Genomic DNA, 12,888 nt, shown 5'->3' with positions numbered 1-12,888 from the left:
GCTGTCGCTGTCGTGTCGGGCACGAAGACGTTCGCCCTTCCCAGCAACTCGCGCTGGGAAGGCCGTTCGATTACATCTGGCCGATTTACTTAGCCGGCGAACGTGTAGGCGGTCTTTACTGTGGTGTAGAATTCCGCTGCGTAGCGGCCTTGCTCGCGCGGGCCGTAGCTCGATCCCTTGCGTCCGCCGAAAGGCACATGGAAGTCGACGCCCGCCGTCGGCAGATTGACCATCACCATGCCGGCCTCCGAGTTGCGCTTGAAATGCGTGGCGTGCTTGAGGCTCGAGGTGCAGATGCCCGACGTCAGCCCGAACGGCGTGTCGTTGGCTACCGCCAGCGCCTCGTCAAAGTCCTTGACGCGGATGACGTTGGCGACCGGACCAAAAATCTCCTCGCGTGAAATGCGCATGGCGTTGGTGGCTTGCGTGAACAGCGCCGGTTGCAGGTAGAAGCCGCGGGTTTCGCGATCGAGCCGCTCGCCGCCGAAGGCGAGATCGGCGCCTTCCTGGCGGCCGATGGCAATATAGTCTTCGTCCTGTTTCAACTGGCTCTGGTCGACGACGGGTCCTATCTGGGTTTTCGCACCGAGGGCGTCGCCGACGACCAGCTTGGCGAGGCGATCTTTCATCGCATCGACGAAGCGGTCATGGATGCCGTCCGTCACGACCAGGCGGGACGACGCCGTGCAGCGCTGGCCGGTCGAGAAGTATGCGCCATTGATCGCGCAGTCGACGGCGACGGCAAGATCTGCATCGTCGAGCACAACGAGCGGGTTCTTGCCGCCCATTTCGAGCTGGTACTTGCGCATGTGCTCGACGCTGGCGGCAGCCACGCGCTTGCCGGTGCCGACCGAGCCGGTGAAGGTGATGGCATTGAGGTCAGGGCTGTCGAGCATGGCCTGGCCGACTACCGAACCCTTGCCCATGACGAGATTGAGCACACCCTTAGGCAGGCCGGCACGGTGCAATATGTCGACAATGGTCCAGGCGCTCTCCGGAACCAGCTCGGCCGGCTTGAAGACGATGGTGTTGCCGTAGGCCAGGGCAGGAGCTATTTTCCACGCCGGGATGGCGATCGGGAAATTCCAGGGTGTGATGATGCCGACGACGCCGACCGCTTCGCGTGTGATCTCGACACCGACGCCGGGCCGCACGCTTGGAACCAGCTCGCCTGACAGGCGCAGCGTCTCACCAGCAAAGAAATCGAAGATCTGGGCGGCCCGCACGGTTTCGCCAATCCCCTCGACCAGCGTCTTGCCCTCCTCGCGCGCCAACGCCCGGCCGATTTCATCTTTCCGCGCGGTGATCTCGTCCGACGCCTTCCTCAGCACCGCATGGCGTGCCAGCAAGCCCGATCGGGACCACGCAGGAAATGCCGCTTTCGCCGCCGCGATGGCCTGCCGCGCCTGCTCGGCGTCGCCCGACGCATATTCGCCGACCACGTCGTCGAGGTTGGAAGGGTTGATGTTGCGGGAGCCGGCATCGCCCACCCACTCGCCATCGATGAGGTTCTTTCGAAACGGGATCATGTCGCTGTCTTCCTTGTCCTTCGATTGCCGTCTATCTGGACCACCGGCCGCCACACCGCAAGGCCGCCGGAGGCAAAGTTCTGCTCCTCGACAGGCATGTGCTAAGCAGGTTTCGGAAAAGTGTTCGATGGTTTTCCGATAAAAACCTGCGACAAACACAAACCCGGCAGGGCGAAGCCCGGCAAGCCTGCTTGGGTGTCGAGGTGGTAAACCATGATTCTAGTGCGGCGCGACGCGGATCGCGCCAGGAGGAGGCTGCCATGTCCGACAGCGCGTTGCCGCTGGTGATCAGCGCGCCCGAGCCACGCACGCTCGACCTAATTTTCACGCCCGAGGCACTGGCGAGATTCCGCGCTAGATACCGTATCGTCGAAACGTCGCCAGAAGGCGTTGCGGCCCTGGCACACGATGTGCTCGCCGAGGCGCGCTACATCGTCGGCCAGCCGCCGATCGCGCCGGAGACGCTGGAAAGGATGACGGCGCTGCGCTGTGTCTTCAATGTCGAGAGCAACCTCATCAACAACATGCCGTATGAAACGCTGTTTTCGCGCGGCATCCATGTCGTCACCACGGGCATGGTGTTTGCCGAGCCGGTGGCCGAGCTCGGTCTTGCCATGGCGCTCAACCTTGCCCGCGACATCGTCGACGCCGATCTTGCGTTTCGTCAGGGCAAGGAGCTGTGGGGCGGCGAGGGCAACCGGGCGGCGCGGCTTCTCTCCGGCGCGGATGTCGGTATCATCGGCTTCGGCGATCTCGGCCGTGCGCTCAACCGGTTGCTGTCGGGCTTTCGCACGCGGACCAAGGTCTTCGATCCGTGGCTGCCGCCCTCGATCCTGATCGAGAACGGCGTCGAGCCGGCTTCCCTCGACACGGTTTTGTCGAGTAGCGATTTCGTCTTCGTCGTCGCTTCGGTGACCAGCGAAAACCAGGGTTTTCTCGGCACTGAGGCCTTTGCCAGCATGCGCAAAGGAGCCGCCTTCATCCTGCTCAGCCGTGCCGGCGTGGTCGATTTTCCGGCGCTGATGGATGCAGTTCGCAGCGGCCACATCGTCGCCGCCAGCGATGTGTTTCCGCAAGAGCCGCTGGCGCAGGACCATCCTGTCCGCACGCTGCCCGGCTTCCTGCGCTCCGCCCACCGGGCCGGCGCGCTCGACATCGCTTTCAAGCGCATGGGCGACATGGTGCTGGAAGACATGGACCTGATCGACCGCGGCCTGCCGCCAATGCGTTCGAAGCGGGCCGAACGCGAGACCGTTTCGCGCATGCGCTCGAAGCCGGTCGACAAGAACTGAGCCGTCAGGCCCAGCGGCTGCGAGGTTTCTCAGATGGTGAACGACCAGAACAGGCAGGCGAGCGTCGCTGCGGCGAAGACGACAAAGAACAGGCTTCTCAGCAGGATATTGCGGCGCAGCTCGTTCATGAAGAGATGGCAGCCGACGACGGCCACGACAAACAGGAACCGCCAATTCAGCAGTGCCGGCAAGACATTGCTTCGATCGAAAGCCCATCTGGCGGCGAGGCCGCCAATGATGGCCGCGAACAACACGATGACTGTCCAGAAGATCGCATCCGCAGCATGTGTCAGGACGATGCCGGCGACCCTGATCGGCAGGATCATCATCAGCAGCGCGCTGAAGAAGTACACGGCCGCGAGCGGGATAAACGTCCCCGCATCGGCGACGTCGTCCAGGCGTTCTGCGCCGATCGCACCAAAGGGATAGCCATGCCTGGCCACTGCCAGGCTGAGAGCCATCAGCAAAGCCGTCAATATGGCCACCAATGCGAATGAAGTGAGGGCTTTGCTCATAAGGATCCTGCTCGGAACGAATCGAATAAGGACGTTGGTAGCCCACCGTTTGTAAATTGCTGGTAAGCGCCGTGGCCCGGCGAGACAGAGTTCTCATGCATGTCGCGCAAAAGCATGCCCTCGGGCCTGACCCGGGGGTGTGCAGCGGTTTGCGATAACGACATGCATAAAACAACACCCTGAAGCGCGTCGCATGAGGCCCGTCAAACGCGACGCGCTTTGGACGCCCTCACTCCGCCGCGTGAAGGCGTCGCGCCTCGATGATGGTCCTGATCTCGGCGCGGCAGGAGCCGCAGTTGGTGCCGGCATGCAAGGTGGCGCCGATCGCTTCGACGCTTACGCAGCCTCCGCGCACCGCTTCGGCGATCTGATTGGCGCCGACCCCGAAACAGGAGCAGACGATGGCGCCACGATCGACGCTGTTGCCGCCCGGCCGTCCCGCCACGATCGCCAGTCGCCCGCGCCGATCGGCATGGTCCGCGCTCAACTGCTCCACCGCCCAGCTGCGCGACACCGCGACCGGCCTGGGCGCAAGATAGAGCGCGCCAGTCAGCCGGCTGCCGGCAAAGCGGGCGAAGCGATAGTGCCCGCCGGCGACATCATGATAGGCGAGCGTCTCGCCTGGCGCGTCCGCCCCGAAAAGCGAGGCCGCGAAACCCGGCCAGTCCCGGTCGGCTTCCAGCGCAAGCTCGAGACGCCAGCCGGCAGCGCAGCGGGCGAGGCTCCAATAGTCGGCGTCGATCGAGGCTGGCCGTTCGGCAAGCACCGCGAAGCCGAACGCGACGGCAGCGAAGCGTTCCACCCGGGCCGCAACATTCTTCGAGGCCGGCTGTCCTGAAATCGGATCGGTGATGGGCGCCACCAGCGCATCGACACGAGCCCGCGCGGAAAACTGGTCCGTCCAATGCATCGGCACGAAGACCGAGCCTGGCCGCTGCCGCGCCGTCACCAGCGCACGAAGCAGCACCTCGCCATGCTCGGTCGAGACGCTCACGATGTCGGCATCGCCGATGCCGAAGTGCTGCGCGTCCGCCGGGTGGATTTCGGCGAACGGCTCGGCCAGGTGCTGCGACAGCCGCTGGCTTTTTCCCGTCCGCGTCATGGTGTGCCAGTGGTCGCGAACCCGCCCGGTGTTGAGCACCAGCGGGAATTTTTCGTTCGTGCGGGTTTGCGGAACTGGACGGATCGGGATGAAGCGCGCCTTGCCGTCGGGTGTGTAGAAGTTGCCGTTGGCGAAGAAGCGGATGCTGGCTGAGCTATGTCCAGCTTGAACACCCCCCTCTGGCCTGCCGGCCATCTCCCCCCCAAGGGGGGAGATTGGCAGTTCCACCGACGGCGCTCTTTCTGCGACGTTCACAACTGGTGAAGGCCACGATGACGGCTGATCTCCCCCTCTGAGGGGGAGATGGCCGGCAGGCCAGAGGGGGGTGCCTTGGCTCGGCGCCGGCCATTGGAATGGCGCCAACTCCTCATAGGTCTCTGCACCGACCCCGGCATACGCACCGATGTCGAAATCGCGGGCGCCGTCATTCTCGAACGCCGACAGCGCGGCGTGCTCGGCGAAGATATCGGCTGGCGACGGATGCGAAAACGCTTCGTCAAAACCCATCCGCTTGGCGACTTCGGCGACGATCCACCAGTCGGCCCTTGCCTCTCCGGGCGTGGCCAAAAAGGCGCGCTGGCGCGAGATGCGGCGCTCCGAATTGGTGACCGAGCCGTCCTTCTCACCCCATGCGGCGGCGGGCAGCCGGACGTGGGCGTGGCGGACCGTGTCGGTCTTGGCCAACACGTCCGACACCACGACAAACGGGCAGGCCTTGATCGCCGCCTCGACGGCATCGGCGTCCGGCATCGAATCGACTGGGTTGGTCGCCATGATCCACAGCGCCTTGATGCGCCCGTCGGCTACCGCCTGAAACATCTCGACCGCCTTCAGGCCGGGCTTTTCGGCGACGGTCGGCGCACTCCAGAACCGCTGCACGCGGTCGCGGTGCTCGGGATTTTCGATCTCCATATGGGCGGCCAGCATGTTGGCCAGGCCGCCGACCTCGCGACCGCCCATGGCGTTGGGCTGGCCGGTCACCGAAAACGGTCCGGCGCCGGGCTTGCCGATGCGGCCGGTAGCGAGATGACAGTTGATGATGGCGTTGACCTTGTCGGTGCCCGAGGACGACTGGTTCACGCCCTGGCTGTAGACGGTCACCGTATTCGCCGTCGCGGCGAACAGGCTGTAGAAGCGGACAAGCTCGTCCTCGCCGAGGCCCGTGGCAGCGGCAACGCCGGCAAGGTCGAGCGCGGAGGCGGCAAAAAGGGCTTGCCCGAAGCCGGTCGTGTGCGCCGTGATATAGGTGCGGTCCAGCGCGTTGTGCTGGCCGAGATAGGCGAGCAGCCCTGTGAACAGCGCGACGTCGCCATCCGCCGCGATCGCCAGGTGCATGTCGGCAATATCGGCGGTCATCGTGCGGCGTGGGTCGACCAGCACCACCTTCATGTCGGGACGTTTTTCCCGGGCGGCGGCAATGCGCTGGTAGAGCACCGGATGGCACCAGGCGAGATTGGAGCCGACCAGCACGATCAGGTCGGCGAGTTCCAGATCCTCGTAGCTGCCCGGCACCGTGTCAGAGCCGAAGGCGCGCCGGTGGCCGGCAACCGACGAGGCCATGCACAGGCGCGAATTGGTATCGATATTGGCCGAGCCGATGAAGCCTTTCATCAGCTTGTTGGCGACATAATAATCCTCGGTCAGCAACTGACCGGAGACGTAGAAGGCGACCGCGTCGCGACCGTGCTCGGCGATGGTCCGCGAAAAAGTCGAGGCGACGAGGTCGAGCGCTTCGTCCCAGTCCGTGCGGCGACCGTGGATCTCCGGATAGAGCAGCCGTCCGTCTAGGTCGATCGTCTCGGCCAGCGCTGAGCCCTTGGAACAGAGCCGGCCGAAATTCGCCGGATGGTCAGGGTCGCCGCGAACGGTTACCTCTCCGTTCGCGGCGACCTTCGCCAGCGCGCCGCAGCCCACCCCGCAATAGGGGCAGGTGGTCCTCACCTCGCGCGCTTCGTCGATCTTCATGCTCAAGCCGCGCGACTGGCCAGCGCTTCCAGCGCAATGAACAGGCGCTCGCCCTCGATCCGCACCGGAATGGTGCGCACCGCACCTTCGTCAGCGCCAAGCGCCTTGCCGGTTTCCAGCGAGATCACCCAATTGTGCAGAGGACAGGTCACCGCCGCGCCATGGACGATCCCCTGCGAGAGCGGCCCGCCCTTGTGCGGGCAATGGTCCTCGATGGCAAAGACCTGGTCGTCTGCCGTGCGGAAGACGGCGATCTTGCCTTGAAGCGTGGCGACGCAGCGCGCGCCGCGGCGCGGAATGTCTGAGAGCGTGCCTATTGATATCCAGTTCATCATCATCACTCCGCCGCCTGCGCGAAGCCGACCGAAGCCATCGGCCGGAATTCGTGCTTGTCCTTGCCGGAAACGCGTTCCGACCATGGGTCGACCTGAGCGAATTTCTGCGAAAAGACGAAGCGGTCGAAATAGGCCTTGCGCTTCTCGCCATCGTCCATGATCTGGCGCTTGATCTCGGCGATGCCGATGCGCTTGGCCCATTTGTAGATGCGCTCGAGATAGCGGCCCTGCTCGCGATACATCTGCGTCAGCGCCACGATATGCTCCAGTGCCTCGTCCTCGGTCTTGACCAGGCCGAGCACCTCGGTTCCCTTGATGTCGAGGCCGGCTGCCCCGGCGAAATGGATCTCATAGCCTGAATCGACGCAGATCACGCCGACATCCTTGCAGGTTGCCTCGGCGCAGTTCCTCGGGCAGCCCGACACCGCCATCTTGACCTTGGCCGGCGTCCACGAGCCCCACATGAATTTCTCGATGCGGACGCCGAACCCCGTCGAATCCTGCGTGCCGAAGCGGCACCAGTCCGAACCGACGCAGGTCTTTACGGTGCGCAGTCCCTTGGCATAGGCGTGGCCGGAGACGAAGCCGGCCTGGCCGAGATCGGCCCACACCGCCGGCAGATCCTCCTTGCGGATGCCCAGCATGTCGATGCGCTGGCCACCGGTGACCTTGACCATTGGAATTTCGAATTTGTCGACGACGTCGGCAATGGCGCGCAGTTCGGCGGCATTGGTGACGCCGCCCCACATGCGCGGCACCACCGAATAGGTGCCGTCCTTCTGGATGTTGGCGTGTACGCGTTCGTTGATGAAGCGCGACTGGTAGTCGTCGGCATACTCGTCCGGCCAGTCGCAGACGAGATAGTAATTGAGCGCCGGCCGGCATTTGGCACAGCCGCAGGAGGTGGTCCATTCCAGTTCCTGCATGACGGCGGGAATGGTCTTCAGGCCCTTGGCCTTGATCAGCCGGCGGACCTCATCATGGCCGAGCGTGGTGCAGCCGCACATCGGCTGCACCGCCGCCGGATTATATTTGTCGCCGATGGTAAGTACCATCAGCTTCTCGACCAGCCCAGTGCAGGAGCCGCAGGAGGCCGACGCCTTGGTGTGAGCGCGCACGTCGTCGAGCGAGGTCAGGCTTTTGGCCGTGATCGCGCCAGTGATCTTTCCCTTGCAAACGCCGTTGCAGCCGCAGATTTCCGCATCATCCGGCAAGGCTGCAACGGCCGCCATAGGGTCCAGGGAGGCGCCTCCCTGGTATGACTGGCCGAAGATAAGCGTGTCGCGCATTTCCGATATGTCGGTCTGCTTCTTCTTGAGGTCGTTGAACCAGGCGCCGTCCGCCGTCTCGCCGTAAAGCACGGTGCCGATGATGCGGTCATCCCTGAGCACCAGGCGCTTGTAGACGCCGGCCGCGGCATCGCGCAGCACGATCTCCTGGCGGTCCTCGCCCTCGGCAAAGTCGCCAAGCGAGAACAGCTCGATGCCGGTGACCTTGAGCTTGGTCGGCGTGTCCGAATGGACGAAGGCGGCGGCCTCGTCGCCGGCCAACTGGCTGGCGGCGACACGCGCCATCTCATAGAGCGGTGCGACCAGGCCGTAGACCATGCCGTTGACCTCGGCGCATTCGCCGAGCGCGAAGATGTCGGGGTCGTTGCTGCGCATGCCGGCATCGACGACGATGCCGCGATTGACGGCAATACCGGCCTCTTTGGCGAGAGCGGCGTTCGGCCTGATGCCGACCGCCATCACCACCAGCGTCGCCGGGATGATGGTTCCGTCGGCGAGTTCCACCTGCTCGACCTTACCCTTGCCTGTGATCGCCTGGGTGTTGGCCTTGGTGATGACCTTGATGCCGCGCTGCTCGACGGCCCGCTGCAGGAGATAGCCGGCGGCCGGATCGAGCTGTCGTTCCATCAGCGTCGGCATGACATGCAGCACGGTGACGTCCATGCCCTGCGCGTTCAGGCCCGCAGCCGCCTCCAGCCCTAGCAGGCCGCCGCCGATGACCACGGCCTTGGCCCGTGACTGCGCGGCCAGCATCATCGCCCGAACGTCGTCGAGATCGCGATAGGTCAGCACGCCCGGCAGATCGTGGCCGGGCACCGGGATGATGAACGGCACCGAGCCGGTGGCGATGACGAGCTTGTCGTAGGGCTCGGTGACGCCGTGGTCGGAGGTGACGGTCTTTGCCTGCCGGTCGATGGCGACGATCTTGTGGCCCTTGTAGAGGGTGATCCCGTGCTTGATGTACCAGCCATCGCCATGAATGATGATCTCCTCATAATCCTTTTCGCCTGACAGAACCGGCGACAGCATGATGCGGTCGTAGTTCACGCGCGGCTCGGCATTGAAGATGGTGACCTGGTAGAGGTCCGGCGCCTTTTCCAGCAGGTGCTCCAGCATGCGCCCGGGGGCCATGCCGTTGCCGATGATGACGAGTTTTTCGGTCATGTCCTGATCCACTCCGGTCTCACTCAGCCGCATAGGAAAGGCCTGAAGCTTCGGCGGCGGCCGCGCGCTCCATCCGCCGGATGCTGAAGTGCATCCAGGCAAAGCAGGTGGCGACGATGACGAAGAGCAGCATGAAGCAGCTCGACCAGACGCCGGTGAGGTCGTTGAGTGCGCCGAAGGCGATTGGCAGGATAAAGCCGCCGAGCCCACCAATCATGCCGACGACGCCGCCGACCGCGCCGACACTCTGCGGATAGTAAGCCGGGATGTGCTTGTAGACGGCGGCCTTGCCAAGACTCATGAAGAAGCCGAGCACGCAGGCAACGGCTATGAAGGCGAGCGGGCCGATCTCGAAATGGAAGGCGATCGGCCCGCTGATGCCGTGCACGACGTAGTCTGCCGAGGGGAGAGACAGAACGAGAGTCGCGACGGCACTGACCGCGAAGGTCCAGTAGAGCACGGTGCGGGCGCCGATCCGGTCGGAAAGCACGCCGCCATAGGCGCGGAAGATACTTGCAGGGATCGAATAGGCCGCGCCGATCATGCCGGCGGTCGCGATGCCAAAGCCGTAGACGCCGATCAGGTAGCGCGGCAACCACAGCGACAGCGCCACGAATGCTCCGAAGGCGAAGAAATAATAGAAGGCGAAGCGCCAGACCTGCAGGTTCTTGAGCGGCGCGAATTCCTGCAAGAAGCTTCTCGCGGGCGCTGCCTTGCCGGCGCGGCGCTCGCGGATGACCGGATCGTCGCCGGTCGTGAACCAGAAGACGGCCGCCATGACGACGAGCGCTGCCGCCCAGATCAGCGCGACCGACTGCCAGCCCCAGGAGAGAAGCACGAACGGTGCCAGGAACTTGGTGACCGCGGCGCCGACATTGCCGACACCGAAAATGCCAAGCGCCGTGCCCTGCTTGCCGGCCGGGAAGAAGCGCGAGACATAGGCGACACCGACGGCGAAGGAACCACCGGCGAGCCCAACGCCTAACGCGGCGACCAGCATCTGTCCGTAGGTATGCGCAAAAGCGAGCAGGAAGGTCGCGACCGCCGCCGCAAGCATGGTCGCGGTGTATACCAGCCGCCCGCCAAAACGGTCGGTCCAGACACCGAGCACCATGCGCACGAGCGAACCGGTGAGGATCGGCGTGCCGACCAGCAGGCCGAACTCCGTCTCGTTCAGCCCAAGGTCCTGCTTTATGCGCACGCCGATGATTGAAAATATCGTCCACACCGCGAAGCAGACGGTGAAGGCGATGGTGGACATCACAAGCGCCTGGCGGGGAGCATTGTCCTGGCTGGGCGCGGCTGGGAGATTTGCGGTCAACGTCTGGCTCCGGTTTGCGGCGTGGGAGGCACCGCGCATGTTTGTGGGTGAATGATCAGCGGCGCGGTATCGGTGCGTGCAACGAGACCGGGCTCGCCACGGTCAGGTCCTTGCTTTGCGTCTTGGCGCCGACGGGAAACAGCAGGAGCGCGGCGGTGAACAGTGCCGCCGTCAGCGCGCTGCTGGCCAGAAAATCGCGGCGCGTGAAGTCCGCGAGGGACGCGCCAGTTCCGATCCGTTTCGTCATCGTCGTCTCCGGTTGGGCGCCGCTTGGGACCAGCGCCGTCGATCGCGTAAAAACAAAAAAGCCGCCGGTCAGGTCTTTGCGCGTCCGTCCATCCGGGATCGCGTATTGACCTGAGCGGCAGCTTTGCCTGTGGCGCCCGCCATTGGACGCCGTGTCACTTGGCCCTTTCGGACCTGCAATCTGAAAAGCAGGAAGCGTGCCAATTCGACAGCGCTCCAGATTATCGAATGATATCAATGTGAACCGCAGCCGCGCGATTTTTGACCAAGCCCGGCAGCGGATCAAAGATTAGTCAGAATGCCTTGCACAGCAGCATAATATTTGTGCAATGCGGTAGATTGCCCATTGCCGATGCAGATTGCGAATTGTAGATGATGACGCGTTTTTCGGTCATGGCCTTACTCCGCGGCTTCCACGAAGCGGTGGCGTTCGTAGAGGAACTTCAGCACCGCCTCGCGGCAGCGCAGGAAGGTCCGGTCGGAGGAAAGCTCGATGCGCCGGCGCGGCCGGGCCAGCGGCACCGCAAGCACCTCGCCGATGGTCGCCGCTGGACCGTTGGTCATCATGACGATGCGATCGGACAACAGCACCGCCTCGTCGACATCATGCGTGATCATGATCGTCGTCGAGCCAAGCCTCGAATGGATATCCATCACCGCATCCTGCAGATGGGCGCGCGTCAGAGCGTCCAGCGCACCGAAGGGCTCGTCGAGCAGCAGGATCTTCGGTTCCATGGCCAGCGCGCGGGCGATGCCGACGCGCTGCTTCATGCCGCCCGATATCTCGGCGGGCCGCTTGTCCCTGGCATGCGCCATCTGCACGAGGTCGAGATTGCGCATGATCCAGTCATGCCGCTCGGCCTTGGTCCTGATCGAACCGAACACCTTCGACACCGCCAGATTGATGTTCTCGTAGACGGTGAGCCACGGCAAAAGGCTGTGGTTCTGGAACACCACGGCGCGCTCGGGACCGGGGCTGTCGACCTCCTTGTCTTCGAGCAGGACGGCGCCGGCGGAGACTCTCGTCAGCCCGGCGATCAGGTTGAGCAAGGTCGACTTGCCGCAGCCGGAATGGCCGATGATGGAGACGAATTCGCCTTTGTCGATGGTCAGCCGGATGTCTTTCAGCACCTCGCTGACCAGGCCGCCGCGGGCAAAGGATTTGTCGATATGGTCGAGTTTCAGGTAGGCCGTCATCGCCCCTCTCCTCACTTTGCCGTTGTGCCGCGGGTGACGAAGACGCCGACCGCCGCGACCAGACGGTCGAGGCAGAAGCCGGTGACGCCGATATAGGCGAGCGCGACGATGATGTCGGGCAGCCGCGACGAGTTCCAGGCATCCCAGATGAAGAAGCCTATGCCGACGCCTCCGGTCAGCATTTCGGCGGCGACGATGGCGAGCCAGGACAGGCCGATGCCGATCCTCAAGCCGGTGAAGATGTAGGGCGCTGCGGCCGGCACCATGATCTTTACGAAGAACTCGATCTGGTTGAGCCGGAGGATGCGGGCGACGTTGCGGTAGTCCTCGGGGATGTTGCGGACGCCAACGGCGGTGTTGATGATCACCGGCCAGATCGAGGTGATGAAGATGACGAAGATCGCCGACGGGCTGGAATCGCGGAAGGCAGCCAGCGACAGCGGCAGCCAGGCGAGCGGCGGCACGGTGCGCAGAATCTGGAACACAGGATCGAGGCCGCGCATCGCCCAGATCGACTGGCCGACCAGAGCGCCGAGCGCGACGCCGACGATGGCAGCCAGGCCGAAGCCGATGGCGACGCGCTGCAGCGAGATCAGCACCCGCCAGGCCAGTCCGATATCCTGCGGACCATAGTCGAAGAACGGATGGGCGATCAGATCGTAGGCCTCGTTCCATACCTGGCTAGGTGGCGGCAAGCTCGCATTGGGCGACGAGCAGGCGACCTGCCAGACGACGAGCATGACGATGATGACTACGGCCGGCGGCACCAGGGTGCTCGCCAGCTTGCCGGCGATCGCGGCGGGATCGAAGCGGCGCCTCACCTTGGCGGTGAAAGCTATGACCTCTGCAGGCTTGGCAGGCGCGGGGAACGCCTTCACCTTGGTGTCCTCGATGGCTTGAATAGACATTTTCGCAATAAGCTCCTTGAGCACT

Annotated in this window: 10 protein-coding genes; 1 reads left to right on the top strand and 9 read right to left on the bottom strand. The window is 64.1% G+C overall.

Translation table 11 applies throughout. The features are described from left to right. Positions 1-89: 89 nt before the first annotated feature. Entirely contained in the window at positions 90-1,526 is a 1,437-nt protein-coding gene (locus tag M727_RS0103750; RefSeq protein WP_027151540.1) for an aldehyde dehydrogenase family protein, read from the bottom strand. Between the two features lie 263 nt (positions 1,527-1,789). On the opposite strand from M727_RS0103750, the gene M727_RS0103745 reads away from it, so the two are divergent. Continuing rightward, positions 1,790-2,821, top strand: a complete 1,032-nt coding sequence (locus M727_RS0103745) for a hydroxyacid dehydrogenase (protein ID WP_027151539.1) — start codon at positions 1,790-1,792, stop codon at positions 2,819-2,821. 29 nt (positions 2,822-2,850) lie between these two features. Here the strand turns inward: M727_RS0103745 and M727_RS0103740 are convergent, their stop codons facing one another. The 8 genes from M727_RS0103740 to ntrB form a co-directional block, all read right to left on the bottom strand. Beyond that, a complete protein-coding gene (locus tag M727_RS0103740; RefSeq protein WP_027151538.1) occupies positions 2,851-3,336 on the bottom strand; it encodes a hypothetical protein in 486 nt (161 codons plus the stop codon). Between the two features lie 229 nt (positions 3,337-3,565). Then, on the bottom strand, positions 3,566-6,403 hold the full coding sequence (locus M727_RS0103735) for a nitrate reductase (RefSeq protein WP_027151537.1): 2,838 nt from the start codon (positions 6,401-6,403) through the stop codon (positions 3,566-3,568). A gap of 2 nt (positions 6,404-6,405) precedes the next feature. After that, the gene (nirD, locus tag M727_RS0103730; RefSeq protein WP_027151536.1) at positions 6,406-6,741 is read right to left on the bottom strand and encodes a nitrite reductase small subunit NirD; all 336 of its coding nucleotides are present in this window, start codon (positions 6,739-6,741) and stop codon (positions 6,406-6,408) included. Then, entirely contained in the window at positions 6,741-9,191 is a 2,451-nt protein-coding gene (nirB, locus tag M727_RS0103725; RefSeq protein ID WP_027151535.1) for a nitrite reductase large subunit NirB, read from the bottom strand. Before nirB ends, nirD begins: the two co-directional genes overlap by 1 nt. A 19-nt stretch (positions 9,192-9,210) precedes the next feature. Continuing rightward, the gene (locus tag M727_RS0103720) at positions 9,211-10,452 is read right to left on the bottom strand and encodes a nitrate/nitrite transporter (RefSeq protein WP_198032594.1); all 1,242 of its coding nucleotides are present in this window, start codon (positions 10,450-10,452) and stop codon (positions 9,211-9,213) included. Positions 10,453-10,567: 115 nt separating this feature from the next. Then, positions 10,568-10,759, bottom strand: coding sequence for a hypothetical protein (locus tag M727_RS0103715; protein ID WP_027151533.1), 192 nt, complete (start codon positions 10,757-10,759; stop codon positions 10,568-10,570). Between the two features lie 398 nt (positions 10,760-11,157). After that, positions 11,158-11,955, bottom strand: coding sequence for an ABC transporter ATP-binding protein (locus tag M727_RS0103705; RefSeq protein WP_027151532.1), 798 nt, complete (start codon positions 11,953-11,955; stop codon positions 11,158-11,160). 11 nt (positions 11,956-11,966) lie between these two features. Further along, a complete protein-coding gene (gene ntrB / locus M727_RS0103700) occupies positions 11,967-12,863 on the bottom strand; it encodes a nitrate ABC transporter permease (protein WP_036261386.1) in 897 nt (298 codons plus the stop codon). Positions 12,864-12,888: the final 25 nt, after the last annotated feature.

The sequence above is a fragment of the Mesorhizobium sp. WSM2561 genome (assembly GCF_000513915.1).
In the GTDB taxonomy this organism is placed as follows: domain Bacteria; phylum Pseudomonadota; class Alphaproteobacteria; order Rhizobiales; family Rhizobiaceae; genus Mesorhizobium; species Mesorhizobium muleiense.
The sequence above is the reverse complement of the archived record's forward strand: the minus strand, read 5'-3'. Positions and strand labels throughout refer to the sequence as shown.